The following is a 24,876-nucleotide window of genomic DNA, read 5'->3' on the forward strand; positions in this document are numbered from 1 at the left end:
GACATGATCTCCATGCGAGCCATGCAACCTCTTCGTTCTGGTATTAATGTCAGCACTAATGCTGGTTCTAATGCCAGAACATCGCCCGATTTGCCCGATCAGCAAAATCCGCTCACCGGACGCTCACCATCCAGCTTGGGTCGCCGGATCGGCAACTGACGCTGATAGCCGGGCGGCGTCGAATACGACACCATCTTGGAAACGCTGTCGCGAGATATGTTGAAATGCTTTGCAGCCTGACGCCGGCTCATCCCTTCCGAGACAGCCAGTCGCACCTTCAGATAAAGTTCCACGGTGTAGATCCCCAGACCCTCCTGCATTCAATGCAGAAGGAAGATAGGTGGCCGGATTTTACTCCGCCCCTACGGCGTGATTATCGCGCCGTTACCGTGGCAGACTTTTGCACCGCCGCTCTCATCGCGCTACGGGAATAGCTGTCTGCTAAATCGGCTCAAATCTCAGTTAGCAGAAGCTTCGTGGAGATGAGATCGCCGACAACTTCATTTGCTTGCGATGTGTCGAGGCAGTCGATCAGTTTGAAGCCACCGATGGAGTTGATCTCGGCCATCAAGGCCCGAAACGCTTTGCGTTCGAATAGCTTCCTGTTCCCCTTGTACGAGGTAACGAGCTTCTGAAGGATCGCTCCAAACAACTCCGCCGACTGCGATGTAGTTGGTCTTTCAACCAAATTCGCGCGGACGTCCGATTTGAGAAGGAAGGCTTTGAGCGCCGTTTCCGTTTCCAACGACGGCACTCTTGCACACAAATGTGCCATCCACCACAGGCGTGAGGCGGCGTTGTCGCGCTCGCTTTGCCTCTTGTCGCGAGCGAAGAAGTGCCGGCGAATGTGAGCGACTGCATGTTCGTCGTCGGCTGGGATCGGCCACCGTTGCCTGGAATATTCAAGCAGGTGGATGTGTACGTAGTATACCCAAAGCCGCTCGTCACGAGCCTGATACGGCTTCAGCATCTTGAAAGCCTCGTAGAGGACCATGCAGTTGTCGACCTCGTAATGGTCGGCTCCCTTTGAAAGGTGCATGTTTTCGAGATGGGCCTCATTGATTTCGATGTCCAGCTCAAACCATTGCGCGGAATCGACCTGGAGGGTGCTGAAATCGCCAGTTCTATATTGGGCAAGCTGATTGGGTACAGCGTTGCGAAGTTCTTCGAGGGTCGCGCCTTTAAGAAGTCGAGCTTTCATGTGTCTGCCTTGAAAAAGTACGCGTCAATGAGCTTCATTGGATGCTTCATCAGCTCTTGAGCGACCGACGAGGCACTTTGCTTTTCGAGGGGGATCGACATTTCAGCGCATCGGTTTCGGAAGATGTGTGCCCAACGATAGTCGTTAACTTCCTCGGGCTCGTACTTCAGGAGAGAAACACACTCGATCACCGCGCCCAAGTAGATCGAATTGAGGAGTATCGACTTTTTGCTACTGTCGTTCCTGGCCAGGTCGATCTTCGCCTTGGTATCTGGGCTGACGAAAATCGAAACCTTCTCGTTATACGGATCGACCCGCCACTTGTTGTCCGGGACGTCGTAGCCCTTGATCAACTGGAAAACCGAACTTATCGGCTTAAAGGCGTCGCGATCGATATAGACGGACTGCGGAACCTCCAGGGCCAATGCCGAGCCTTGCTCGAAGGTGAAAGGCCCGTCTCCGAATTCTGCGTTGATCCATTTGCAGCTGAAGTCGTCAATCTTTGTTTTCGCCACAACATACGGATAGATAAGTACTTCCCCGCGGATGTACCCCGCCGGAAAGCCATGGGAAAACTTCGGGGTGTTGCTCGTCACGGCTTTGCGGAAATACGTGTCACGGCAAGCGAATACAACTACATACGCCGCTCGCCCAGCCTCAATTTCCTTCACTATTTCCGGGACGGAAAGAGCAAACGACACGTTCGCCGTAAGTTCGAGCTGGTCTTCGGATTCCGTGAACTCGATGGTGGCTTGGATGTCGCCATCGATATAGTCATCGACTGATGCGCGCAGGACTGGATAGGGAAAAGCACGGAGGAGATCAAACTGCATCGGCAATGACCTTAATGGTGCCGACGAATTCTCGATCCAGCTCGACTTCCAGAATTATTCGTTCCCCGGCAGTCATCGGTAGAGAATCGACCAAGCCGTTCGCAATTTTTCCCATGCTGGACGCCACGACTTTGAGCGGTCGATCCGTGTCGGCTCCAGAGTCTTGCAATTGAACGCGCCCCATCCCGTTTCGCAGAGGAGTAAATGCGATCCGGCGTTTGCTTTTGTCGGAGAGTGGAACGGCGCGAACGTCTCTGATAGGCGTCGCGGTGTAAGAGCCACCTTGGCTATTGCCCATGCCTCCAGAACCCGTTGAATCGCCGCCAGAAGTATCGTTGGGCTTTGGAATGCCCGTTCCGCCCTCGCCAGACCCAGAGTTATCGCCGTCGGGCTGTTCGTCGTCGGGATTGTCGAGGCCGTCTTCCAAATCGTCAGCATAGGCGTTCGGTATCGGGACGTAGCTCGGAGCGCGAATTTTCACCTTTACCTGCCGCGCCCTGATCACGATCTTACCGACCGGATTTTCTTCTTGCTTCTTACCGTCGCCCTCGTCGTCCTCGTCAGCGAAGAAGTCCGCCATCTCGTCGAGATTGGTGATATCTTTCACTTCGTCCTGAGCATGTCGCCTTAACTTGTCCCGAACGAAAGCTGCCAAGTCTTTGAGAGCGGCTTTTCCGATAGCCCTTTTGTCGGGGGGAAGACGTTCCGGCTCGAAAGCGTCATGCCGCGGGGGCTCCATCCCTCGCATCAGAGCTTGGCCCTTGGTGCTGGTGCATTCCAACACTGCGACGAAGTCCTTGAATTCGCCGAACCTTTTCAATCCCGGCAAGTCTTCGGTGATCAGCATACCGTTTCTCAGAAACGCCACCCTTTTGGGCAGCCCGTCGCCGACGAAAATCCGGATTTCGCAGTCGCCAAGGTTCAGGTTTTGCGTATTCTCGATCGCGACGCCTTCGCCGCCATCAAGAGCAACGAGATAGCTCTGGATAGTCTTGAAATGGCCGGTCTCGCCCTCTTGTTCATCAGCGACTTTGGCAAGAGCCGGGTTCGCGAGGAGCTCTTCGAGAGTTGCCGAATTGATCTCATGGCTCCCATCGATCGAAACCTCCAGCTCGCCGCGTTTGATTGCACCGAAGAAGTTCATGACGATGTTGGCCGTGAGGACGTCCTGCCAGTCTTTCACCGCGTCGAAACCAAGGATGCTCAAGGTCGTGCCGGCATATCCCGAAATCTCGCCGTCATGGGTTCGTTGGAGCCATCCCGGCACCTCGTCGGTAAGCGACGTAATAGGCATGCAGCCGTTGGTAGCACCCCAGAAACCCGTTCCGCGACGGACCTTCTTCCCGTCATAATGCGACATCAGGACCGACTTACCTTGGACATAGTGGTGCCACGTGTCCTGGTCGTCTTTCCAAACCGTAGAGACGAATACGGTGCGAAGTCCGGAAACAGTGAAGGGGGCGAGCTTGCCGATACCATAGGACCCAGTCGATGTATCCGACTTTTGGCTTTGGCCAGTCGCCTTCAACAAAGCAAAGAAAGGACGCCCGTTTTCACACGGTCCCTTTACACCGGTGGTATTGGAGTCAGCAATTTGAAGTACCAGCAGCTCTTTTTTCTTCAGCAAGCCACGGGCGCTTTCAAAGAACTTGATTGCCTTCTCGTTTTTCTCAGACGTGGCGGCGTCCAGACATCTGTCCACCGTTTTCGAAAAGCTGGATATATCGGGTATCTCGGACGGAGGTATTTTCGTCAGACTGATGCGGATGCGTGCCGGGTTGCCGGCTTTCGCATCAAGGGTGTTCTGAGGAACTTCGCGACCCACATGCTGGAACGGGTTGCCAGTGAAGTGCTCCATGCCTGAGTCGTTGAAGCCTTCCCATTGACCCGAAGCATCAATTGGAAACTCGAAGCCGATTTTCGACAATGTCACACCCCGTCAGCAAGCTTTGATTTGACACGATCCGCTAGAAGCTTGGCAACAGGCACAGCAATCGCATTTCCAACTTGTGTATACCGTTTTGCTCGCGGCACAACCTCCGGAAATACAAAATGTTCTGGAAAACCTTGCAACCTAAGGCATTCGTCTTCGGTAAGCTTCCGCAAGCCGTGACCATTCATGATGAAGGGAACATTGTGCCCGCCCAACCCCATGTTTGCTGTCAATGTTGGGCACACTCCGGCTTCCTTGGCGCGGACCTCGTACTTGCGAAGTTGGTAAATGCGCTCTCTGTCGGTTACCGCACCTGAAATCATCTTAAAGTAGCGGTTTTCCTTGTCGAGATAATACTCTTCAGCGACGCTTTCGTCGAAGCTGATGTAGTCCCGAAGACGCTTCGGGGCATCATTCTTGGCGGTCGGGAACGCAAATCTCCCGCTATTGAAGTGCTCCATGGACAGAGCGACCATGAACAGGCGATTGCGCTGTTGAGGGAGTTCGGTAAGCTCGAAGGCACTGAGTTCCTGGGCGTTGTCCGGACGAAACCAATACCCCGCCTTTTGGATCGCCTTTTGTATCTCGAGAAACCATGCTCCGCCTTCGCCGTAACGGAGAAAAGGAGCGTTCTCCAGTACGAGTACCTTAGGCTTGTTTTCGCCGAACTGTTCGATGATCCGGATGATTTCGAAAAACAGCCTTCCGCGAGGGTCTTCGAAACCTTTCTTTTCACCTGCTTGGGAGAAGCTTTGGCACGGAAAGCCTGCGTGAAGGATATCGACGGGCGTCAGTCCATCCCTGTTCACGTCAACTTCGGTTACGCTCTTTTTGATCAGACGCACATGTGGCAAGTTTTTCTTGTAAGTTTCAGCCGCGTGGTCATCGATCTCGACCGCCCAGCTTGATTTGAACCCGGCCTGCTCGAATCCGAGGCAGAATCCGCCGATTCCGGAAAATAGCGCACCACATGTAAGCGTCATTTCAATACCAATTAATAGACTCACCTAGCGCTCGCGCGCGCATTCTTTTACACCAACGATGCCTATTGCGGCAGCAGGGTTATCGAAAAAACTTTAGGCGGTGTAGCATCCCCACAAAAATGTGAGACTTCGACCGCAGTGACGATCTTGTGTCCAAGATGTTTATGGGCGGCGACAACGACGTACCCGACAAATTCCGGACCTGGAGCACCTCTGATACCGTCACGGCGATCACTCGGAGAGCGAGGCCACGGGGCGAAATGAGCAGCGACCAGCAGATACGCCTGGGTGATACGCTTGGCGTCTTATTCCGAAGAACGGCCGACGCTATGAACTTCATGTTGGTCGACCCGACCTCGGCAACAAGCGCGAAGTGTCTGTTTTCGGGTCATAGCTTAGCCACGACATCTGCAATTCTCGCGATCTTCTCTTTCGGTCCTCTTCCCAATCCAACCGCCTGGGCCATGGCCTTCACGACGCGCTCGTATTCCTCCGCTCGAACGCTGAGCTTTCCCAGCGCCGGAAGCTCGATCGCCTCGGCGGGTCGAACGAAGGTGACATCGTTCCTTTCGTCTACGAAAACGACCTTCCAGTAGCCAGTGAACTCCGGTTTGCGCTTGCCGACATTGAAGTCAATAAGCCAGTCGTCTACAGCCATGTCTGTGCCCCATCCCTCGTAGATGTCCGTGCCCGTCAAGGACTGATCGGTTTCGAGGGCTTCAAGAAATACCGCATTCGCCTCCGGCGACGCTTTCCTGGCCCATTGTACGACTTTGATATTCTCGAACGCCACGTGGTTCGGCTCGCGTCGCACAAGATCGATCAAATCGGCAGTCAATGAACCGGCGACAGGCGCGAAAGATCTTCGTGCGCTCCATGACGCGCGGGCAAGATCAAGCATGCCATCGTCGATCGGTATGGCCTGCTGGAACCTCGTCGCGCACCAGGTGGCGATTTCCTCAATGAATTTCCGCTCACTGCTCTCGATGTTGGCTTCGGCCCACCCGAGCGCCGCGGCACCTTCAACGACGAGGCCGTTGCTCGAAGCGTTCGATGAACCCAAAATAACAATGTTTTGCGTCAGATATACTTTTCCATGAAGCCTCCAGTCGGTTCTGACCTCGACATTTGGAACAGCGCGAAGCCGCGTGATCTCTGCCGGGTTGCAAGCGCCCGACTCCAGGTTGCACACGACCCTGAGCGACTTCCAGGGTTTGTCGAGGCCGAGCCTTTCGACCGCGCCGTTCCCCCAGAAGGCAACAACCAGCGTCGCGGTATCTGTCATGGAAAGCGAAGCGCGAATCGATTCAAGTACTGTGCTTTCGTCGAGAAACTTCACGTATTCACTCCTTATGGAACAAGCGAGACGGGTGATGCCGTTCTTCGAGCCGCTGGCGGATCAGTTGCGACGCTCAAGGGAAACACCCTGACGTACGCCACCGTTGACGAACAGAACGGCGATTTCGCCAGTGTCCACTTCGTAGCTCGCGGGCGGTTTTGAAGCCCCGGGCGTCCGGTAGGTCCCACCTGAGTTCAACGTGTTCAGCCGGCTCATTGATCGCGGTCGGAAATGCAATGGCGGCGGGTGAGTATCACGCCCGCTCACACTATATGATACTTCAATCGACGCTGGACGAAAGCTGGCCGAGAACCCTCAAGTACCTTGACTACGTGTCCGTTCGTGTTCGGGTTTTCAATAGAGCCGCTCTCGTAGCTAAATTTGTACCCGTTCACCTTGTCGAGCCGGACGTAAACGATCTGCTCCGCGTCAGCACCGACCGCTAGGTTCGGATTGTGCGTAACCAGGATGACCTGCCGGGACTTCTTCGCCTCCCTTATGCATTTGGCCAGGACGGCAAAAATACTGTCGTTGTCCAGATTGTCTTCCGGCTGATCGATGATCAGCGGCGTGTTGTCCATGTCGAGATGCAGGTAGAACACCAGAAGAAGAAGCCCTTTTTCACCCGGCGAGAGCTGGTTCAGGTCTTTACCACCGAGCCGCAACTCGTAGCGAGCCTCGAAATACTCGAAAGAATAGACGAAGTCGTAGAGCTTCTTGAGGTCTTTGGCTTGGCGCTTTGCGTCGTGACCCTTCATTGCGGAAATGATGCCATCAACAAATGTCAGGATACTATCCAACGAATTCCAATCAACGCCTGCCAGACGGCGTCTAAGTTCGAAATCTCCTTCCGCGACGCCACGGAATGGACCTTGGACGTTCTGGTTGAGGTGACCGAAAAACTCGTCGGCGAATCTGGGCGACTGCACAAACGAGGCGTCGATCGACACCTTGAAGTCTCCCGTGCTGACCGAAGCCAATCGAGCCTCCACCTTGGACTTCAAATCTTCATAGAAGGTCTTGATCTTCTTCTTACACTCGAAGATCGCGGCGGATAATTCGTGCCGCTCTTCGTAAGCGCGCGTAAGTTCGCCGACCAATTGCTCGTCGATCCTTTTGATACGCCCTTCGAGATCGGCAAACGTTCCCGGAACCGGAGCTAGACGATCGCCGACGATTTCGGAGATTTGTCCTTCGATCTCCTTCAATGCCTGGGCATATTTCTGGTACCGTTGCAAGGGAGCGGACAGCGCGGTTCTGCGCGAAGTGATCTCTGTCGAAACGAACTCAATCGCGGATCGTAGGTCAGGAATGCTCGTGATAGCAGACATGTCTGTCTCATCACCAAGGGGGGCCGCATTGTCAGCTTCTAGCGCGGAAATGGCTGCGGCGATTTCTTGAGTGCGTGCCGCGACGGCCGTCAGGTCAAGGTTTACGTCGATCGTCGCGTCAATGTCGAGGCCAAGGAATGCGTACTTCTCGACAATGGCTAGCTTTTCGGCATCGACACGTGACTTGATCGAAGTCACCTGCTCGGTCAGCTCCGCCAAGTCCTGCAATTCTTTTTTGAAAGCAGCTTGCCGGGTATGGGCGTCTTTTTCCCGGATTTCCAACCCGGCGATTAGGGTGGCGAGTTCCGCGATCCTTGCTGAAATCGCGATCTGCTCAGGAGTTTCTGCGAGGGGCTCACTCTCCGCCGGCGGTTTCAACGCCTCGAGGACCGAGAGTCGATTCTGCAAATTCTCTAATTGCGCCACGAGAGACGCCCGGTGGGCAGGCGTTGACTGCTCCTCCAGATCGATGATTTTTATGTTCAACTCACGGAGGCGTGTCTTCAGCTGACTAGCTTCTTGCCGGCTCGCGGAAGTCTTGCGGTCCTCGAGCTCCCGAAACGTGGCGGCGTCGATCCTGTCTGCAGGGGCAACGTGGGAAAAGACGACGTCTTCGATTTCTCGCCGCAACTCCTGGACCTCAATCTCGTTCGTCAAGCTTTCGAAGTAGTTCTGCGGCAGATACTTGACTGCCTCCGGCTTGAGGAGATCGGGGTCAGCACTCAGCAACTTCTCGGTAGACGAGCCATTCTTCCATGTCATGCGAGCGTTGAAATGCTCTGCGTAGCCCGGCCGCTTGAATTTCTTGTTAGACGGGCTGTCTGTCAGGAACGAGAAATGCTTTGCCTGCCTTGTATTGCCAAGGAGCGCGACAATGTCCGCTAGCGCGCTCTTCCCACTTCCCTTGTTGCCGATGATTGCAGTCAGTTCGGGATTAAACGGGATATTGACGTCGCGGAACCAAGTGCCGTTGCGCCCGTCATACGAATTCGCGTGGGTGATCTCCAGACGCTCGATAAACCGCGTCGCCTCTCGCTCCGATCGGATCAGGACAGGCGGCTTGTCGCCTATGTACACACGATGTGCCGGCTCAAACACCGTCTGTCGAAGTCCACGGAAAGACAGGTCGGCTTTGACCCATGTCGATTGGAAGTTCGGCTCATCTCCGGTGAGGCGCGCGAGGTCGGCAAACGAGTGTGCATCGCTTCCGTCGAACAATGGCTTTGGGTCGGAATCCTGGTCGTCTTCATAGCGGTCGGTGGCCAGGAAGTACGCCGTACTCCCTGATTTGCCGAAGAACGCGTGGCTAGCGCGGTCGAGTTCATCCGAAATGGATTTGCTACGTTGCGAGTTCTTTGCCGCCCCACGGAGACCGTCGTTCCCAGCGGCGGTGACGATCAGGAATTGTTCTGGCGTGAAGCTCTCTCTTAGGCCCTTCTTGATTTCATGGATGCTCACGGTCGCGGCGGCGTAGTGCTCGGGTTTGAGCTCGCTGCAGCGTAATCGAGTCTCCCGAACGGTGATGTGCGTTTGCAAATCATTCAAGAACTTCCCCAGTGCATCAGCCGTGGCCGCGTCTGGGTCAATGAGTACGTGCGTATTTACGTTCTTACCGTCAGTGCTGACGGTTTCCGTTAGTCGAAACTCGATGTTAGGGATTAGGAGCTTTCCGCCGCCAGAAATAAGCCGTTCATATGATGACCTTGTCTGCAGATATGTGTCGAAAGAGAAGTAGTCGGTGATCCCGAATGCTTGGACTTCGCTTGCTTCGAGTTGGTTTATGAACTCCGCCCACACAAGGTCGTCCGCCGGTCCGAACGCGTTCGCCAGTTTGGTCCCGGGTGCATGGATATGCAGGTCCCATTTGCGCCAAACAGATCCACGTTGTGTCGTAGCGTTCTGATTTGATGGGTGTTGAGCAACCGACATGAATATCCCCCTTTCGCCAGACGTAGCTTTAGCGATACGTGCAGCATGCCTTCGGACAAATAGTTCAATCAAGGGTAGGCGACCGATATCCCTTGGAATCTTCCGAGCGTTCTACGGAGAAACCTGAGGTGGGTTATGGTCGAGCCAACCTAGACAAAGAACCGATCCCCTCTCGGTTGGACATACTGGATGCCGGCCGTCTCGTTCCACGTGCCCCAGCCCGCTGCTGAGTGGTCTGTCTTTGTGACTTGGTTCGGATGACGGTAGGTGTTGCCGCTTCCATAGGATACGGTCGCGGCTCCGCCTGTGTTCGGTATAGGGATCGCGGCCGAACCATGCTTCATCCTAGCACCGTGGTGGCTAACGAGTAGGTAATCACAAGGGCCGCTCAAAGCTTTAGGAAGCAGCGAATAATCAACGTCGCCTGTAAGCAAAGCAACCTTGCCGCTTGCGAGCACGGCCCGGATCGCAAGGCCTGTATCGTTGATGCTCGCGACGGGTCCCAAGCATGAACCTAGCGAACAGGCGAGGGGATTTGCGCTTACCTTTCCGGTAGGCCAGACGTGGAGGTTCCCTTTGCGCGCTATGATTAGCGCCAAGCGGGCAGCTCCGGGACCAAGTCTCTGGCTCGGAACAATCCAGTCGGCATCGAGCAGAGTGGGGACGCTGTAGGGAGCATGCAAATGGTCCCAGTCGAAGTGGGAGAGGATTACAGTTTGCTGGCTGGCAGGAGTGACATTGATCACGCTTGGAGCAGTCTTGCCGTTCCACGAAACCGGGAGGCCTGTATCAAAGTGAGCGAAAGATTCGCCTTTCGTGTTGAGAAACGAGCAGAAGCTCGCCTGTCCAACGTCTCTGACGACAATCTTTTCAGGTCGCGGCATTGCGCTCAGACGGCTTAATAGGCCGGACCAATCGCTGTGCACCGTCGCAACTCTCGAAAGTTCAGCGATGCTTTTGGGAAGCTTAGGGCGAGCCGCCGCCGCTCCCAGGCTGGTCGGAGCTGGACCCGCTGGCGGCGCGAGTGGATCGGCTAAGGGAAAGCCGCCGACAGTCGTGGTGCGAGACTGCAGATAATACCCATTGTCTGCGAGTTGTGCGTGCCAGGTCATTAATCCAGACGATGGCATGGAATCGAGTTTGAGCCGAAACCAAGTCCCGACGACCGGAGGCGCGCCCAATACCTCCTCAAAACGTGCGGGAGTCGTGACGATTTTGGCGAGTGCGAATGGCCGACTTTCCTTGAGAAGAGGTTTGACCTCTCCCTTTCCGTGGTCCACGTCGTCGGCATCGATGCCGTCGAATTCGAAAGCTGCGCGGCGATAAGGCTGATCGCTCAAGAAATCCACGCGGACGAGACGTGCATAAAGCGAGCGCCTGACAGCTTCTTCAAGAAAGACGGGGCGGGGAATTGCAACCATAGTAATTCGTCCATGCTAACGGTATGGCAATGAGCCCAAGGGTCACGCTGTTGAGAAAGTATCGGAGACGGTTCAAGAACAGACGGCACACAAACAAGTTTGTAGATGAGAATCACGTCAGGATTGCATAAACTATCTTCAGCTAACAAAATATGCGAGGAAACAGCGTGATTACAGCTCATCAGCATACCGTCTTCGAGGTATTGGGCGACAGGTTTCTGCACGAGATACCAGGGTATCAAAGACCATATGCGTGGCGTACCGAGGAAGCAGGCCAACTACTTGTCGACCTGATCGAGGCTCTGGAGCAAGCCACCGATGAGCCGTACTTTCTGGGAAGCATCGTACTGATCAAGCCGACCGGGGAGTTGGTCGGCCAGGTTCTTGATGGGCAGCAACGGCTGACCACGCTCACCATTCTCGGGGCCGTCCTTCGTGATCTCGCTACCGTTGCGCAAGAAAAGTCGGCGCTGGACTCCATTGTTTACATCGAGCCGAACGCGTTTCTGAATCAGCAGGAAGCTATTAGGCTGAAAGCCCATGAGGACGACAGGGTCTTCTTCAAGGAGTCGGTTCAGCGACCTGGGGCAACCGCAAAAGCGCAGCCTTCAGAACAGCCCAAGACGGAAGCTCAGAAAAACATGTGGGCCAATGCCCAGGCACTCAGGTCAATGGTCCTCGAGCTGACCGAGAAGACCCGACAGTCGCTCGTGACGTTCCTGATCAACAAGTGCGTCCTGGTCGTCGTGAGCACGGAGTCGCGAGCAGCGGCACTTCGAATTTTCAAAGTACTCAACGATCGCGGCCTCGATCTGACCAACGCCGACGTGATCAAAGCAGACCTGCTCGCTAAATTCGGCAACGAAGAAGAGATGAGGCATCAAGCGCAACGGTGGCGCAATTACGAGAATGAACTTGGACGTCAGGAATTCGAAGGGCTTCTCGAAACGCTTCGCTTCATCAAGGAGGAAAGCAAGAACCGCAGGACGCTGAGCGATGCCTATACGGAACGCTTCAAGGACGCCAATGCAGCCGACGTGCGAAGCTTTCTGGACGAGGAACTGGCTCCGGCGAAAATACAATACGAGCGTATAATTCAGGTAGACGCATCGGGATTTCCAGAGGCGATGAAGCCTGCGGCGGAGGAAGCTCTCGCTGGCCTATCGCTGGTACCTAACAAGGATTGGGTACCCGTCGCACTAGCAGCGTCATTGACCCTTGAACCGGCCCATCTGCTGGAAACGCTGGAGGGCCTTGAGGGCGTCGCATGGATGATGCAGCTGTCGCGCAAATACGATAACCAGCGCATGAACCGATATGTCGAAATTCTCAAAGCCATGAACGACCCTGAAAAGCTTCCGGCCTCACTGCGGCTCACGCCGGATGAAGCTCAGGAAGGCCGAGAAGCCCTCGGCGGCGCGCTCTACAACAAATTTCCGACGCGGGTCGTGCGAGCGATACTCGAGAGGCTCGATCGTTTGCTCAGCGAGCAGCCGGTCGAATGGAGCGGACAAAAGACGGTCGAACATATCTTGCCCCAAAACCCCGGAAATGGCTGGGTGTCTTTTGCGGATGCCGATAGAGTTCGTATCACCGACACCCTGGGAAATCTTGTCCTTCTCACGTCACGAAAAAATTCCAGTGCCTCCAATCTTCCCTATGCCGACAAGGTGAAGGTTTACTTTGGTCTAGGCCAGGGAACAGCTTCCTCGAAAAGGGCGACCTATGCCAGCGCTCAAGAGTTGGCTCACATCCTCGACTGGGACATCTTAGCGTACGATGCACGGCATACTCGACATGTCGATATCCTGTCCAAACGGTGGCGGCTGGGGTGACGTGATCCTATGAGCACTGAGCCCGATGTATTCATTATCGAAACTCTCGACCCGGACGACGAAGGGAACGGTCGGTTCGAGGGTAGCAGTATCTCCCACGTCCTGAAGCTGCACGGCAAACGACCCATTTACCAATACGTTCGCACGAGATCGCAGCTCAAGGCCGCGATCAACGAGTTCGCGGCTTCCAAATACCGCTACCTGCACATCTCGGCTCATGCTGACGAGCAAGGAATGTGCACCACTAACCTTGACCAGATCGACTATCGCGACTTGGCAAAGCTTTTGACGCCAGGTCTAAAGGGCAGGAGGCTGTTTCTGTCTGCATGCTCGATGGTCCATGAAGCGATGGCGAGCGAGATAATTCCCACGACAGGGTGTATCTCCGTTGTTGGCCCGCGGGAGGACATCAGCTTCACGACTGCCGCCGTGTTTTGGCCGGCAGTCTACCATCTGATGTTCACCCACAACGACGCCGCTATGGGTCATCTGGCCCTCAAGCGAAACCTGCAAAAAGTCACCACGCTATTTGAGATCGAAATCGGATATTTCTCGAGATCCAAAAAGCTGAAGCGAGGCTTCACGAAGGATTTCTTGCGTACTGCATGAAGCGCCGAAAGGTGCGGCTTTGACCAACCCATTCCGGGTGAGGGCCGACTTGGGCGGCGTCATACAAACTCCGCCCCATTCCGAAACCGATCAGCCTTTTCCGCATTTCGATTTCATCGAGATCGGGGGTTGCTATGGCCGACAATCTTTCTAAATACCGCGAGAAACGCGACTTCAAAAAGATGTCCGAACCGAGCGGCGAAACGACGGTGAAGCCGTTTGCCCATTCATAGCTTGCACGTCCATTTGGACGGTGCCGCGATCGAGTGTACTCTCTTCTGACGGCGATGCAGCTTGTACCGAACAGACCGCTGATCTTGCCTCCCCGAATCGGGCAGCTTGCCGCCCGGAATGCCGCCCATTTTTCGATGATCGTCTGCGGCCCCATGTAAGATTCCCGTGAAACCGGATCGAACGTGCTGGGTCGAACCACTGCCCAAGCTGTTACGCACCGCGTTGTTGCTCTTCCAACCTGACTTTAGCGAGCTACGCCCAGCTAACCCCTCCTGTAAATTCTTGATTATTAATAATTTTCTGCTATATTTTCAGTCGGCGGGTGTTGTTTGACACCAGTATCCGGAATTCATGGGATCAACCGGGAAAATCCGGGAACGTGCGAAAAGAGCTTATAAATCAAGCGATTGCGCTGCATCTGACGGGATCGTCGTTCAGCGGAATTTGACAGTCCTTAAACCGAAAGCGCCCAGTCGAGCTGCCTTTGCACGTGGCGAACGCCGCGCGGGGCAGTGGCACTGGCAAAATCTTCAACGGTGCTTCAGGACGTCTTCAAACCATTGATATTTAACGGGTGAAGTGACTGTGAGAAATCCAGCGCCATGGCTGAACTATGATGCGGATCCGGTGGTTTTTCCAAATTAGATTAGTCCAGATCGGCCTTTTCTAGGTCTTGAGTAGCTTTTCTGAACGAAATCAGTGTACTAGCGTCTCTGGTGGGGCCGGAAGAAAAGTCCAGCGAAACTTCGCCTGCACGAATTAGTAGTATCCGTCTTAACCGGCGGTATCTATAACGCTGACGGGCTTGAACACCCTGACTTCACATAGGCATGCCGCCTTAGCGGCAGCCAAACGCATGCGCAGCTTAGCGGCTGGCGCATTCGCCGTGGCCTTTTGGCCGGGGGCGATGTGCCATGTCCAAGCTCCGGCTAAAAGCGCATCGGCGTGTCTGTGAAGCGCGTGTTCAACCCCCGGCTCCGGCACCGTCTGCCGGATAGCGCAGTGGGGCAGGCATGCAAAGCATCAAGATCAAAATTACTCGCGTTTACCTTGCAGACCGAAGATGGATTGTCTTCTGGTAGCCGCGTGCGGTAGCTTTTCCAGATACTTAGTTAGATTTTGAGGGCATCCGTAAGTTGATCAAATAGTGCATTAAATCCCAGTCTTCCTGAAGCCTTGGCTTCTTTTCTTACATCGTCGATGCGGATGACCTGGTCGGGCAGACCGGGCACGCTCGGCTCTGCTCCAGATTCGCGACTTTCCAAGCATGGTTTCACGATCATGAGGCCTCGCGTTTCCCGGTACCAGGCTCGGCATTGGCGACCTTCTCCTTGAAGCGTTGCCGCAGGACGGGGATTAGTGCCGTCACCACTGCCTTGTCGCGAATATCGGCGACCATCCCAAGCAGTTGATTGTAGAGTTCACCTGCCTCGGCCGTCACTACCCGTGGCGGCGGCGTCTGCTTACACTCGACGAACACGGCATGGACTGTGTCATGCAACCGCTCCAATAAATCGACATCGACGCCAGTGCTCGGCGCGGGCGCCTTCGATAGATCGTCGAACATCTCTCCCTCAGCCGCGATTAGCCAAGAAAGACTTACACCGAACTTGGCCCGGTAGTTCGTCAACGCTGTCGCATCAGGAACGCGTTCGCCGCGTTCATAGTATGCAAGCGCCGCTTTGCTTATTCCCAGTTCCGACGCAAACGCCTCCCGATCTTCAAATCCGAGCCGGCTCCGCACGTCTCGCAGTCGCCGACCTAGCGGCGTCTTAGGATCAACTTCAGGTCTCGCCAAAATCTCCCATTAAGCCACGAATGTTATTTACAAAGAAACAAACGTGGTTTAATCCTTTCTGTGTTCGCAGACTACATCACCCCAAAAAAGGAGGCCGGCCAGGGCCTCCCCATCTGGATCAAGGATTTACTTATGCATCGCGCTTCCACGAGCGACAAGACCAGCCGAGAAGAACGCCGCCGACTTGAAGAAGTCGGCCGTATTCGTGACCGTCTGACCCGCGCCAAGCTCACTCTCACGGCGATCGACAAGGCCTACGACCTTCCCACTGGAACTGCCGGAAATGCGGTGCACGAACCGCATCTTGCCGGCGAGCGTGCTATAGCCGCAGCGCTCAAGATGCGGCCCGAACATCTGTGGCGCACCCGCTATCACGCGGATGGCCAGCGCATCACACCGCAGCCTGCAGAGAACTATCGCCATACGCGGCGCCAGCCGTCGCAGGAGGCCGCGTGATGGCGGTCGTTCCGTTTCACAACCGAGAGATTTCAAAAGAGCATGAGCGCGCGAGACGGACATTCATTCGTCACCTTCGCGCGCATCGGCAACTGTCGGCACAAGCGTTGGCCGCGATCTATTCCTCGCTGGAGGCTGGTCCTGAAGCGCCGGCTCAGGAAGGAGATCATCAATGATCTCGCGCCACTTTGTATCGATGGATTCGGCCCCATTCGCATGGGCCTTTTCCAAGGTCATGTGCAGCCCTTCGCGGACCCTCTCAATCGAGAAGCTCGGGACCAAGAACTGCAAATGTTGGAGCAGGTGGGCAATGATCAGTTCGTGGGCGAGGAGCTTTTCATCAACAGAGGCTTCCTTTCCATTCCAGTTCCCGTCCTCGTCGGCACCGGTCCAGCTTTCCATCTGCTCTATTCGCCGTTCGAGAGTCGCCAGCCGCGCTTCCAATATCTGCTCTCGCGTCAGCCGATCTTCTTTCATTTCCATCTCCTTTCACTCGCTATTCCTGACACGAACATCCAGCATTTCAGGGGTTTCGCCAATGACGAAACGTCGTGCCGAAATAGGCACTCGTAATCCATTCATCCCTTCGTTGTCTCCCGTGTGCCGCGCCGCTGACCAGGTGCTTCTGTTTTGCGTAGCCCTGGCCGGTGTGGTGGCTGCCGTCACCGCGCTTTTGTCGCAGGTGCTTTGATGCTGAACCGCTTCGACCAGAAGGCCGTTTATGAGGCCTGTATGCATGTCTGCACGATCGCCGTGCGTGACGGCTTTCCCCATTTATCCGCCGCCGACATCCTCGATCCCCCGCACGAATGGTTCGATGCGGCACTCGCTCGTCAAGTCGTCATGCATCTGATGATCCGCGAATGCGGCTGGCCCAAGCGTCGTGTTGTCGAGATCGAGGAGCGATCGCGAGAGGCCATCAACCGGGCGCTGCGCACCATCGATGCCCGCATGCAGCATCCCCGTTTTGCCAACCATTACCAGACGATCAAGGAGCAGGCGCGCTCGCTTCTGACCATGATCGTCACTCAAGAGGAAGCGGCGTAATCCATGCTGAAGTCGATACCCCTTACACATATTCTTGTCGGTGACCGTGCCCGCCCGGTCGATATGGAGCATGCGGCGGCAATCGCCGGATCGATGGTCGATCGCGGCCTGATCAACCCCATCACCGTTCGCGCCACGCCCGCCGCCGGCGGTGGCAAGACGCCCTATACGCTGGTCGCGGGTGGTCACCGCCTGGAAGCGGCCCGGATGAACGACTGGGAGGAGATCGAGGCTGTCGTGGTATCGGCCGACGCTGCTGAGGCGCAGCTGATCGAGATCTCCGAAAACCTGTTCCGCAACGATCTTTCCGCGCTCGATCGCGGCATCTTCGTTGTGAAATTCCGCGAGATCTTCGAGGAAAAGCACGGAAAGATCCAGCAGGGCGGTGACCGCAAATCAAAGGCCAACGATTGGCCTTCGATGTTCTCCCCTGGGAAGATGCTATCAAACCGGGTTCAAGAGCGTCTCGGAATTGGCCCCAGCACTTATAAAAATGTGACCAAGATCGGCATGAAGCTGCATCCGATGTTGCGGAATGCTTTGCGCGGGACACCCCACGAGTACGACCAGAAGCAGCTCCTGAAGCTGGCATCCCTGCCGGAAGCCGATCAGGCGGGTATTGCCGCAGCCCTGAAGTTTGAGCCTGACCTGAAGAAGGTTCTGGCCATGGATAAGCCGCCGAAGCCGGTCGTCGATGCGCAGGACGCGATTTTCACCAAGGTCTGCAAGCTTCTGGAGCAGGCGGAGGAGGGGACGTTGATCCGTGTACTCCATCATATCGGTGATAGGCGCGATGTCTCCTTCCTGGAGGCCGCAGAATGAAGCCCGATCACTCCCAGCTCGACTTCTTCCTTGAACCTGTCTTTCCCGTCCGCGACCCGGCGCAGAGGCTCGACCTTGACCGTTACCGTGCCAAGCTCAAGCGGGCGATGGCGCGGGCGATCCGAGAATGCCCCTACGACCGTCCAACGATCGCGGCGCGCATGGCCCAATATCTCGGGCTGCCGTCTATCAGCAAGGCGACGCTCGACGCCTACACCGCCGAAAGTAAATCGCATGACGTGAGCCTGCCGCGCTTTGCGGCGCTGGCGCACGCGACAGACGCCCTTTGGCTTTGGGACGAAGCCGCCTCCATGCAGGGCGTCACGATGCTGATTGGCGAAGAGGTCGTGCTGGCTGAGATCGCCTATTGCCGCCAGGAACAGCGCCGGTGGGCGGCTGAGATGAAGCGGTTGACTGCCCGCCCTATTCGCGTCCAGTCGCGGGGAAAAGTCTGATGGACGGCTGGTATACGCTCGACGCCCTGTTCGATCTGCGCTTGCCCGGCATGCCGACCAGCATGTCGAGCCTGAAGAGGCTTGCAAACGAACGCAACTGGCGGCTGCGCGAAGGCCAGTCTCGTCAGGTTCCGACCAGCACCAAGCCTGCATGGCAGTACCATGTTTCGCTGCTGCCCAGCCTTGCCCAGGCGAAGCTTGCCCAGATTGAGCAGCGAGATGCCTCCCTGGCTGAAACCCGCGAGAAGCGCCGGGCGCTGTACTGGAAGGGTTTCCAGGCAATGACCGACGAACACAGGCAGGTTGCACATCGCCGTCATGCCATGATCATCTCGGTTGAGGATGCACTGGCCAAGCGTAGCGCCTTGGGATCATCGTTGGTGTCGATGGTCGACACAATCACACCGATCCTTCGGAAGTTCGGCGTATCTAACTCGACCTATTACGAGCTTCGTAAAAAGCTCAATTCGGTCTCCCGCGAGGACTGGTTACCAGCGCTGGCCCCAGCCTATGCCGAAGATGGCGTCGTCCCCAGCACGTTGCCATGCCACGAGGTAGCTTGGTCGGCGCTGAAGTCGGATTACTTACGCTCGGATAAGCCGTCCTTCTCATCCTGCTACCGTCGGATGAAAGAGGGAGCCAAAAAGCATGGCTGGGCCCCGATCCCCGAGGAGCGGACCCTTCGCCGGCGCATGGAAGCGGAAGTGCCGCGAGCAGTTCAGATCCTGACCCGGGAAGGCCGCAAACGGGCCGAACAGCTTTACCCCAGCCAGATCCGCACCAAAACTCACCTGCATGCGATGGAGATCACCAACACCGACGGTCACAAGCTCGACTTGTTTGTGAAGGTGCCGTGGAAGTCTGCTGAGCCCACCGGCAAGGTAACCGATCGCGTCATTCTCCTTGGCATTCAGGACATCTACTCTGGCAAAATTCTATCGTGGCGACTGTGTGAGGCCGAGACGTGGGATGTTGTGCGCGCATGCATTGGCGACATGGTCGAGGACCATGGCATTCCGGACCATCTCTATATGGACAACGGGCGTGCCTTTGCCTCGAAGTTGATCTCCGGCGGTGCAGCAACTCGCAACCGGTTCAAGAAGGTCGAACACGAGGTAGCTGGTCTCCTAAAGACGCTCGACATCGAACCTCATTTCACGAAGCCGTATTCCGGTCAGTCGAAGCCGATCGAGCGCGCCTGGAAGGATCTTGCCGAGGAGATCTCCAAGCATCCAGCGATGTCGAGCGCCTATACCGGCAACAAGCCGGAAAACAAGCCGGAAAACTACGGAAAGTGGGCCGTTCCGCTCGACGTTCTGGAACGCCATGTGGCCGATCGGATCGCTGAGCATAATGCGCGCACCGGCCGCAGATCCGAGACCGCGAAGGGCCGCAGCTTTGACGAGACCTTCGCCGAAAGCATGCGCCACCCTGCCACAATCGTTCGACGCGCAACCGAAGCGCAGCGTTCGCTTTGGCTGCTCGCTGCAAAGGTTCTGAAGACCCGAGCCCGCAACGGCGAGATCCATTTCCAGAAGAATGTCTATTGGGCTCCAGAACTGAATGAGTGGATGGGTCAGCACCTGACCGTTCGCTTTGACCCGGACAAGCTGCACGAGCCGGTGAAGGTCTATGATCCGGAAGGCCGCTTCATCTGCGATGCGCCCTGCACGGAAAAGGCTGGTTACAACGAGCAGGGCAAGGCCGCGCGGCATGAGCGCAGCCGCCGCGCTCTGGTCAAGCTCAACGCCGCGAAAGCCAAGATTCACAGGCAAATGTCAGCCGCGCAGCTCGGCGAGCTTTATGCCGCCGAAGCCCCGGCAAAGCCAGAGCCGATCCGTCCGACCATTACCCGTATCGTGACCGGGAACCTCGCCGTCGAGCATAGGGCGGAAGAGTGGTCGCAGGACGAATACGAGGCCGGCATTGCCCGCGGCCTCTCCCTTATCTCGGGCGACAGCTCGATCATCCCATTCCCGAAAGGGGATCGGCCGGCAGGTAGTGCGTCCGGCCGTAAAAGCAGAGCCGAAAAGTAGTGAGTACGGTTCCAAAAAAATAGGGCGGGTCCACGAAACCCGCCCGTCCATAGCTCAATAGGAACCTTTGTAATGCTTGATATCTTGAATGCAATCCCTGCCACTTGGGACTTGCCTATCCCGGCAGAAAAATTCGTCGCTAAGCACTCAGCGGCTGAAGTAGAAACATGGGAACGTCTGCGCGAGACCGTCGCCAACCAGGCCGCCAGGAATGGATGGACCAAGGCGGAAACCGGCCGTCGTATCGGCATGGCCGACAGCTCATTCTCACAATGGCTTTCAGGGACACTGCTTGGCGTTCTTGACAATCAGAACGCGCAGGTTGGCCGGTGGCTGGATGCGTTGGAGGAAAGCGCGGCTGTAGCAGCAGCGATGCCAGAAGGCCCTCACTTTTTGCGCACTCTCGCGGCGAGGGAGATCCAGTCCACCTTGCTACTGGCGCAGACCATGACGGGGTTTGTCACCATCACTCTCGCGGCGGGACGCGGCAAAACCACCGCATGCCGTGAATACCAGCGCGTCAAACCGCACGTGCACATGGTTACTCTCAACCCGAAAGTGAAGACGGTTCACGGCGTCATGAGCCTTCTTTCGCGCAAGCTCGGAGTTCGCGCCTTCAATCCGGCCGAGGTGGTCGACATGGTTGGCGAGCGGCTGTCCAGAGCAGGGGACCGCGCATTGCTGATCATCGACGAGGCCCAGCATGCGGATGCGGAGAGCGTAAATCAGCTTCGATACTTCTCAGACAATTACCGTGTGGGCCTTGCCCTCGTCGGGAACGAGGAGGTGCGCAAGAGAATGACCCAGGCCGCGCAGCAGACATCCAGTCGCGACCAGATCCTGAGCCGCATCGACAAGAACCTGAAGCGCGACCCAGGCCGCGAAGCCGACGTCCGGACATTCATCGACGCCTGGGGGATCCAGGATGTTTCCTGCATCAGGCTTTTGCTTGGAATCGGGCTGAAGGGCGGGGCGCTTCGGCAGATCGACCGCACCGTCAAAATGGCTTGCCTTGCGACCCAGATGCCAGCGGAAGACCTTGAGCGCAAGCACCTGGAAGCCGCGTGGAACAATCGCGAAGTGGAGGACGTCTGATGCGCGTCCGTACACTTCCAAGCGAACACCTCGATACGATCGTCCGCCAACTCAGCCCATTTTGTGGTGGTGACGAAGTCGTCATGCCGGGGGAGGACTTCGACAGTCTGGTCGAGCGGATCGCCGCAATCCGAAAGATGATGTCCCTCATTGAGCGAGAGGTGGGTGCGCTTCGGCTTGCCGAGGCAGCCAGATCCGGCCGCGCAATTGTCGAGGATCTGGCCACGGACGAGCTTCAGCAGCTCGTAGAAGATCCGGAAGGCAAGGTCGTTCGCCCAGATTTCAGGAGGAAGCCATGACGGACCTTCTCTCTGACCATCTCAAAGTCACCCGAGACGCGTTGCAGAACCGTAGCGCCTTCGGCCTGTTCATGATGCCGATCGTTGCTGCTTCCTTCATTCGCCGGTTCAACACATTCGTTGCCCTGGCGGAGGAGCAGGAGGAGGAGCTGCGCCTGGCAAAGACCAGAAGGTTGGATCTCGACAGCTTGCCTGAAGGTGCCACGATCCTTCGTTTCCCTCGCCGTCTCGTGGTGATCTCCCGTTCGGACGATGGAGGCGATGCAGCATGAAGCCAACGGGCAACCTGCGGTTCTCGGCCAAGGACCTCGCCAACGAACTCGCGCCGAGGGTGGCGCAAATGCTGCTCGACGCGACCTACCGCCCCCCCGTTAAGCCGGCCCTCGTGCGGGCAGTCCGCAAGCCGGAAGAGCCAACCCTCGAAATTGCGATTCACGAAGTGCTCAAGGCGGTCGATCGCCTTGATGCCGACCAATACACAAACGGCGAAGCCAGTGCCGCGAAGCAGCTTTTCGAAGCAGCGCGGCGGCTTCGGGCCGCAGCTAGGAGACTTTGAAATGGAAGCAGTAATTCTCGAAGAACAGCCCGCAGCCGGCATCACCGTCGTGAACGGCCGTAACTACATGCCCGACGCCAAAGGCAAGCTGGTGCCGGTCAATCTGATTAAGCCGGCCGACAAGCTCCAAGACGAAGTCGTGCGCAAGGTCATGGGCTACGCGCTCGACATCTCCGCCCAGGTCGGCCGCTTCCGCGTCAACACCATGACCGACCTTGACGGCTTCGATCAGCTCCTCGATCAGGAGTACGGTGTCAAGCACGGCGGCCAGAAGGGCAACCGCTCTTATCAGTCGTTTGATGGCCTCTTGAAGGTGCAGGTTTCGGTTGGCGATTTCATCGACTTCGGGCCGCAGCTGCAGACTGCCAAGCTGCTGATTGATGAGTACCTGAATGAGCTGACGGCCGATAGCCCGCAGCAGATCCAAGCCCTGATCACCGAGGCGTTCCATACAGACAAGGCGGGCAAGCTCGATCCTACCGCCATCAAGAAGCTGAAGCGTTTTCGGATCGACGACCAGCGGTGGAAGGACGCCATGCGCGCGATCGAGGACGCTGAGCGCGTCAACTATTCGAAGCAGTACGTCCGGTTCTACCGCCGCTCCTCGATAGAGGAACAGTGGTCGCCCGTTACCGTCGATCTGGCCAAGGCGTGAGGTGTTGAAGATGAAGAAGTTCAGATTTGAAGTCACGCAGACGATCCATGTCCACATCGATGAGAAGAAGCTCGCTCCCCTCATGGACGAATTCAACCAGAGCATCAGGGACTATGGCGTCGGCGACGGCGCGATTGAACAGCACGCCGAGCGTATCGCGCGCCTTGCCGCCCAGGGCTATGACTTTGATCCTAGCGATTTTGTCGAGGGATACGGCGTCGTTCGTGACGCTGGCATCTCGATCGTGGTCGAGAACACCATCGACGTCGAAAAGGTAGGTGCGTAATGGACAGCCGCACCAAAGGGCGCCTCACAAGCTGGACCTCCTCGGACTACGAACGAAAGATCGTCAGCGCCTTCCAGGAGGAAGGCTTTGACATCGTCGAACATGATGGCGCGAGCTTCGCCCGCGTAACGACGATCGACGAAGATGGCGCCAGCACCTTGGCTGAGATCAACCTGACGAAAGTCGCGATCGGAATGGCGAGGGCGACGGCATGACCGATGCGACCCTAAGAAACGGCGATGCCATAGTCTCCTGCCATCCCACGAAGTTGCTGAATGAGAATTGCGGAGCGGTAGTCAATCCGATTGAGCTCTGTGATCACACTCAGAAAGTTGTCGTAGTAGCCGTTATCTTCGTAGCCCTGGTAGCCGGCAACGTTGAAGTCGTCTTCGTTTGCCCAACCATCATGCCTCTGCAGACCGGCAATGGTGACATCGAGAGCCTGTTCGATCTCAATAATGGCGAACATTGTTTCCCCATTAAAAAGGTGGAAAGCGTCACGGAATTGCGGTCGGCTCAGAGTGCTTTTCAAATACACAAGATCCGGCAGTATATCTACCACCGCGGACAGCCAGTGATATTCGGCAGCTCCGGGCCTCTGCGAGAAGTCGCTAGTCGATATTTTCGACGCCTCCCTGATCGCCCCATGGTTGTCAACGAGATGTCGGAGCTGTGGGTTGATACCCCTCTCAATTCGAAGTTTGTCGGGTCGGAGTTGCAGACGCACCAACTCGCTGTGCCGTCGTTCGCTGCTGTACTCGGTAGATTGCGACTGCCTGATCGCGAGATATGCTGCGATGACTGCCGCGACGCCGGTAAGCAGCGCTTGAAACTCGTTGATCCAAGCTTGCCAGATAGGAAATATGAAGATCGCGGCTATAGCGCCTGCTACAAGGCCAATTCCCGCCGCCGTTCTGTACCGCATCATGTCTCCCTCCATCAGCTTTTAGCAACGGGAGTCATGGCATGACCGCTTCTATCGCCGCAATACACGTCGCCAAGAAGCAGCTCGGCCTCGATGACGATACCTATCGCGCCAAGCTTGCCCGGATCACAGGCAAGCATTCCGTCAAGGACATGAGCGAACCGGAGCGTCAGCAGGTTCTCACCGTCTTCCGGAGTGAGGGCTTTGCACCGGTACCGACCGCGCGTCGAGCCAACGGTCGCCAGGAGCTCACCGGAAAATTCGCCAAAAAGCTGCAGGCGCTCTGGATCGCCGCGTGGAACCTGGGCATTGTCCGCGATCGGGATGACGCCGCGCTCCTGTCTTTCGTAAAGCGCCAGAGCGGCATCGACCACACGCGGTTCTTGACGGACGCCAACGACGCCAACCGCGCAATCGAGGCGCTGAAGGGATGGCTCCGCCGTGAGGCCGGCGTCAGCTACGGCAACACCAACGGTTACGACTGGTTGTCGCAGGACGGCGGCAAGGTTGCTTGGGCGCAGTGGAAGATCCTCACACCGGGCGCATCGATCATGACGCGAAAGGGCTTTGATGAGGAAGTCTTTGTCCTGATCGGGAAGAAGCTCCTGCAGGAGATGACCGCTGGCGATTGGCAGAAGGTCATGAACGTGCTCGGCGTCCGTATACGGGCTGCGAAGGGCGGGACGGCATGAACACCGTGATTTCGTTTCACCCGCGCGACACGTCGCCCAGGCCGACCGTGCAAGATCCGCACGGTCGGGCCGAGCTGCTCTACGTCTGTGTTTTCATTCACCAGGG

At 56.5% G+C, this 24,876-nt stretch carries 27 protein-coding genes and 1 pseudogene; 15 read left to right on the plus strand and 13 right to left on the minus strand.

Annotated features, from left to right (window positions below):
• Positions 1-451: 451 nt before the first annotated feature.
• From GVL52_RS26875 to GVL52_RS26905, 7 genes are all read right to left on the minus strand, one after another.
• The gene (locus GVL52_RS26875; protein WP_160012476.1) at positions 452-1,201 is read right to left on the minus strand and encodes a DUF6339 family protein; all 750 of its coding nucleotides are present in this window, start codon (positions 1,199-1,201) and stop codon (positions 452-454) included.
• Complete coding sequence (locus tag GVL52_RS26880; protein WP_160012477.1) at positions 1,198-2,034, minus strand: hypothetical protein; 837 nt, start codon at positions 2,032-2,034, stop codon at positions 1,198-1,200. Before GVL52_RS26880 ends, GVL52_RS26875 begins: the two co-directional genes overlap by 4 nt.
• The gene (locus GVL52_RS26885; protein WP_160012478.1) at positions 2,024-3,961 is read right to left on the minus strand and encodes a hypothetical protein; all 1,938 of its coding nucleotides are present in this window, start codon (positions 3,959-3,961) and stop codon (positions 2,024-2,026) included. The genes GVL52_RS26880 and GVL52_RS26885 overlap by 11 nt, the downstream gene beginning before the upstream one ends.
• 2 nt (positions 3,962-3,963) lie before the next feature.
• Positions 3,964-4,974, minus strand: a complete 1,011-nt coding sequence (locus tag GVL52_RS26890) for a DNA cytosine methyltransferase (protein ID WP_160012479.1) — start codon at positions 4,972-4,974, stop codon at positions 3,964-3,966.
• A 364-nt stretch (positions 4,975-5,338) separates the two neighbouring features.
• A complete protein-coding gene (locus GVL52_RS26895; RefSeq protein ID WP_160012480.1) occupies positions 5,339-6,289 on the minus strand; it encodes a phospholipase D family protein in 951 nt (316 codons plus the stop codon).
• A 263-nt stretch (positions 6,290-6,552) separates the two neighbouring features.
• Positions 6,553-9,549 carry a TrlF family AAA-like ATPase gene (locus GVL52_RS26900; protein WP_160012481.1) on the minus strand — a complete coding sequence of 999 codons (2,997 nt, stop codon included), beginning with the start codon at positions 9,547-9,549 and terminating at the stop codon, positions 6,553-6,555.
• Positions 9,550-9,698: 149 nt separating this feature from the next.
• The gene (locus tag GVL52_RS26905; protein WP_160012482.1) at positions 9,699-10,970 is read right to left on the minus strand and encodes a metallo-hydrolase/oxidoreductase; all 1,272 of its coding nucleotides are present in this window, start codon (positions 10,968-10,970) and stop codon (positions 9,699-9,701) included.
• Between the two features lie 167 nt (positions 10,971-11,137).
• On the opposite strand from GVL52_RS26905, the gene GVL52_RS26910 reads away from it, so the two are divergent.
• Together GVL52_RS26910 and GVL52_RS26915 are read left to right on the plus strand one after the other, a co-directional pair.
• Entirely contained in the window at positions 11,138-12,805 is a 1,668-nt protein-coding gene (locus GVL52_RS26910) for a DUF262 domain-containing protein (RefSeq protein WP_160012483.1), read from the plus strand.
• A 9-nt stretch (positions 12,806-12,814) separates the two neighbouring features.
• A complete protein-coding gene (locus GVL52_RS26915) occupies positions 12,815-13,414 on the plus strand; it encodes a hypothetical protein (protein WP_160012484.1) in 600 nt (199 codons plus the stop codon).
• On the opposite strand, the gene GVL52_RS26920 is transcribed toward GVL52_RS26915, so the two are convergent.
• The 4 genes and pseudogenes from GVL52_RS26920 to GVL52_RS31360 all read right to left on the minus strand — a co-directional run.
• Complete coding sequence (locus GVL52_RS26920) at positions 13,386-13,802, minus strand: hypothetical protein (protein ID WP_160012485.1); 417 nt, start codon at positions 13,800-13,802, stop codon at positions 13,386-13,388. The two genes, GVL52_RS26915 and GVL52_RS26920, sit on opposite strands and share 29 nt — an antisense overlap.
• 958 nt (positions 13,803-14,760) lie before the next feature.
• The gene (locus GVL52_RS26925) at positions 14,761-14,931 is read right to left on the minus strand and encodes a hypothetical protein (protein ID WP_160012486.1); all 171 of its coding nucleotides are present in this window, start codon (positions 14,929-14,931) and stop codon (positions 14,761-14,763) included.
• Positions 14,928-15,215, minus strand: a complete 288-nt coding sequence (locus GVL52_RS31020) for a hypothetical protein (RefSeq protein ID WP_244619304.1) — start codon at positions 15,213-15,215, stop codon at positions 14,928-14,930. The genes GVL52_RS26925 and GVL52_RS31020 overlap by 4 nt, the downstream gene beginning before the upstream one ends.
• A 6-nt stretch (positions 15,216-15,221) precedes the next feature.
• A pseudogene (locus GVL52_RS31360) lies at positions 15,222-15,446 on the minus strand (helix-turn-helix domain-containing protein); the annotation flags it as partial.
• Positions 15,447-15,578: 132 nt separating this feature from the next.
• On the opposite strand from GVL52_RS31360, the gene GVL52_RS26935 reads away from it, so the two are divergent.
• Positions 15,579-15,902, plus strand: a complete 324-nt coding sequence (locus GVL52_RS26935) for a helix-turn-helix domain-containing protein (RefSeq protein WP_160012488.1) — start codon at positions 15,579-15,581, stop codon at positions 15,900-15,902.
• A 63-nt stretch (positions 15,903-15,965) separates the two neighbouring features.
• On the opposite strand, the gene GVL52_RS26940 is transcribed toward GVL52_RS26935, so the two are convergent.
• Positions 15,966-16,379: a hypothetical protein gene (locus tag GVL52_RS26940; RefSeq protein ID WP_160012489.1), complete on the minus strand. Its 414-nt coding sequence runs from the start codon at positions 16,377-16,379 to the stop codon at positions 15,966-15,968.
• A 213-nt stretch (positions 16,380-16,592) separates the two neighbouring features.
• Between GVL52_RS26940 and GVL52_RS26945 the strand changes: the two genes are divergently transcribed.
• The 11 genes from GVL52_RS26945 to GVL52_RS26995 all read left to right on the plus strand — a co-directional run bounded on the left by GVL52_RS26945 (position 16,593) and on the right by GVL52_RS26995 (position 23,368).
• Entirely contained in the window at positions 16,593-16,949 is a 357-nt protein-coding gene (locus tag GVL52_RS26945; RefSeq protein ID WP_160012490.1) for a hypothetical protein, read from the plus strand.
• 3 nt (positions 16,950-16,952) lie between these two features.
• The gene (locus tag GVL52_RS26950) at positions 16,953-17,771 is read left to right on the plus strand and encodes a ParB N-terminal domain-containing protein (protein WP_160012491.1); all 819 of its coding nucleotides are present in this window, start codon (positions 16,953-16,955) and stop codon (positions 17,769-17,771) included.
• Positions 17,768-18,226 (plus strand): hypothetical protein, encoded by a 459-nt coding sequence (locus tag GVL52_RS26955; RefSeq protein WP_160012492.1) that lies wholly within the window; start codon positions 17,768-17,770, stop codon positions 18,224-18,226. Before GVL52_RS26950 ends, GVL52_RS26955 begins: the two co-directional genes overlap by 4 nt.
• Positions 18,226-20,262 (plus strand): transposase domain-containing protein, encoded by a 2,037-nt coding sequence (locus GVL52_RS26960; RefSeq protein WP_244619305.1) that lies wholly within the window; start codon positions 18,226-18,228, stop codon positions 20,260-20,262. Before GVL52_RS26955 ends, GVL52_RS26960 begins: the two co-directional genes overlap by 1 nt.
• A 72-nt stretch (positions 20,263-20,334) precedes the next feature.
• Positions 20,335-21,357 carry an AAA family ATPase gene (locus tag GVL52_RS26965; protein ID WP_160012493.1) on the plus strand — a complete coding sequence of 341 codons (1,023 nt, stop codon included), beginning with the start codon at positions 20,335-20,337 and terminating at the stop codon, positions 21,355-21,357.
• The gene (locus tag GVL52_RS26970) at positions 21,357-21,656 is read left to right on the plus strand and encodes a hypothetical protein (protein ID WP_160012494.1); all 300 of its coding nucleotides are present in this window, start codon (positions 21,357-21,359) and stop codon (positions 21,654-21,656) included. Before GVL52_RS26965 ends, GVL52_RS26970 begins: the two co-directional genes overlap by 1 nt.
• The gene (locus GVL52_RS26975) at positions 21,653-21,928 is read left to right on the plus strand and encodes a hypothetical protein (RefSeq protein ID WP_160012495.1); all 276 of its coding nucleotides are present in this window, start codon (positions 21,653-21,655) and stop codon (positions 21,926-21,928) included. Before GVL52_RS26970 ends, GVL52_RS26975 begins: the two co-directional genes overlap by 4 nt.
• On the plus strand, positions 21,925-22,212 hold the full coding sequence (locus GVL52_RS26980) for a hypothetical protein (RefSeq protein ID WP_160012496.1): 288 nt from the start codon (positions 21,925-21,927) through the stop codon (positions 22,210-22,212). The genes GVL52_RS26975 and GVL52_RS26980 overlap by 4 nt, the downstream gene beginning before the upstream one ends.
• 1 nt (position 22,213) lies before the next feature.
• Complete coding sequence (locus GVL52_RS26985) at positions 22,214-22,867, plus strand: DUF3164 family protein (protein WP_160012497.1); 654 nt, start codon at positions 22,214-22,216, stop codon at positions 22,865-22,867.
• Between the two features lie 10 nt (positions 22,868-22,877).
• Positions 22,878-23,153, plus strand: a complete 276-nt coding sequence (locus tag GVL52_RS26990; protein ID WP_160012498.1) for a hypothetical protein — start codon at positions 22,878-22,880, stop codon at positions 23,151-23,153.
• The gene (locus GVL52_RS26995; protein WP_160012499.1) at positions 23,153-23,368 is read left to right on the plus strand and encodes a hypothetical protein; all 216 of its coding nucleotides are present in this window, start codon (positions 23,153-23,155) and stop codon (positions 23,366-23,368) included. Before GVL52_RS26990 ends, GVL52_RS26995 begins: the two co-directional genes overlap by 1 nt.
• An 11-nt stretch (positions 23,369-23,379) precedes the next feature.
• Here the strand turns inward: GVL52_RS26995 and GVL52_RS27000 are convergent, their stop codons facing one another.
• The gene (locus GVL52_RS27000; protein ID WP_160012500.1) at positions 23,380-24,081 is read right to left on the minus strand and encodes a hypothetical protein; all 702 of its coding nucleotides are present in this window, start codon (positions 24,079-24,081) and stop codon (positions 23,380-23,382) included.
• Between the two features lie 38 nt (positions 24,082-24,119).
• Here GVL52_RS27000 and GVL52_RS27005 point away from each other — a divergent pair, with 38 nt between their 5' ends.
• Positions 24,120-24,770 (plus strand): gp16 family protein, encoded by a 651-nt coding sequence (locus GVL52_RS27005; protein WP_160012501.1) that lies wholly within the window; start codon positions 24,120-24,122, stop codon positions 24,768-24,770.
• Positions 24,771-24,876: the final 106 nt, after the last annotated feature.

The organism is Rhizobium sp. 18055 (assembly GCF_902706285.1).
Taxonomy (GTDB): domain Bacteria; phylum Pseudomonadota; class Alphaproteobacteria; order Rhizobiales; family Rhizobiaceae; genus Rhizobium.

Coding starts and splice junctions, on each gene's coding strand:
- GVL52_RS26915 (WP_160012484.1), top strand. CDS start 12,815: ATGAGCACTGAGCCCGATGTATTCATTATCGAAACTCTCGACCCGGAC.
- GVL52_RS26960 (WP_244619305.1), top strand. CDS start 18,226: ATGGACGGCTGGTATACGCTCGACGCCCTGTTCGATCTGCGCTTGCCC.
- GVL52_RS26935 (WP_160012488.1), top strand. CDS start 15,579: ATGCATCGCGCTTCCACGAGCGACAAGACCAGCCGAGAAGAACGCCGC.
- GVL52_RS26980 (WP_160012496.1), top strand. CDS start 21,925: ATGAAGCCAACGGGCAACCTGCGGTTCTCGGCCAAGGACCTCGCCAAC.
- GVL52_RS26905 (WP_160012482.1), bottom strand. CDS start 10,970: ATGGTTGCAATTCCCCGCCCCGTCTTTCTTGAAGAAGCTGTCAGGCGC.
- GVL52_RS31020 (WP_244619304.1), bottom strand. CDS start 15,215: ATGTTCGACGATCTATCGAAGGCGCCCGCGCCGAGCACTGGCGTCGAT.
- GVL52_RS26970 (WP_160012494.1), top strand. CDS start 21,357: ATGCGCGTCCGTACACTTCCAAGCGAACACCTCGATACGATCGTCCGC.
- GVL52_RS26875 (WP_160012476.1), bottom strand. CDS start 1,201: ATGAAAGCTCGACTTCTTAAAGGCGCGACCCTCGAAGAACTTCGCAAC.
- GVL52_RS26950 (WP_160012491.1), top strand. CDS start 16,953: ATGCTGAAGTCGATACCCCTTACACATATTCTTGTCGGTGACCGTGCC.
- GVL52_RS26925 (WP_160012486.1), bottom strand. CDS start 14,931: ATGATCGTGAAACCATGCTTGGAAAGTCGCGAATCTGGAGCAGAGCCG.
- GVL52_RS26900 (WP_160012481.1), bottom strand. CDS start 9,549: ATGTCGGTTGCTCAACACCCATCAAATCAGAACGCTACGACACAACGT.
- GVL52_RS26995 (WP_160012499.1), top strand. CDS start 23,153: ATGGACAGCCGCACCAAAGGGCGCCTCACAAGCTGGACCTCCTCGGAC.
- GVL52_RS27000 (WP_160012500.1), bottom strand. CDS start 24,081: ATGATGCGGTACAGAACGGCGGCGGGAATTGGCCTTGTAGCAGGCGCT.
- GVL52_RS26945 (WP_160012490.1), top strand. CDS start 16,593: ATGCTGAACCGCTTCGACCAGAAGGCCGTTTATGAGGCCTGTATGCAT.
- GVL52_RS26920 (WP_160012485.1), bottom strand. CDS start 13,802: ATGGGGCCGCAGACGATCATCGAAAAATGGGCGGCATTCCGGGCGGCA.
- GVL52_RS26985 (WP_160012497.1), top strand. CDS start 22,214: ATGGAAGCAGTAATTCTCGAAGAACAGCCCGCAGCCGGCATCACCGTC.
- GVL52_RS26940 (WP_160012489.1), bottom strand. CDS start 16,379: ATGAAAGAAGATCGGCTGACGCGAGAGCAGATATTGGAAGCGCGGCTG.
- GVL52_RS26990 (WP_160012498.1), top strand. CDS start 22,878: ATGAAGAAGTTCAGATTTGAAGTCACGCAGACGATCCATGTCCACATC.
- GVL52_RS26955 (WP_160012492.1), top strand. CDS start 17,768: ATGAAGCCCGATCACTCCCAGCTCGACTTCTTCCTTGAACCTGTCTTT.
- GVL52_RS26975 (WP_160012495.1), top strand. CDS start 21,653: ATGACGGACCTTCTCTCTGACCATCTCAAAGTCACCCGAGACGCGTTG.
- GVL52_RS26965 (WP_160012493.1), top strand. CDS start 20,335: ATGCTTGATATCTTGAATGCAATCCCTGCCACTTGGGACTTGCCTATC.
- GVL52_RS26880 (WP_160012477.1), bottom strand. CDS start 2,034: ATGCAGTTTGATCTCCTCCGTGCTTTTCCCTATCCAGTCCTGCGCGCA.
- GVL52_RS27005 (WP_160012501.1), top strand. CDS start 24,120: ATGACCGCTTCTATCGCCGCAATACACGTCGCCAAGAAGCAGCTCGGC.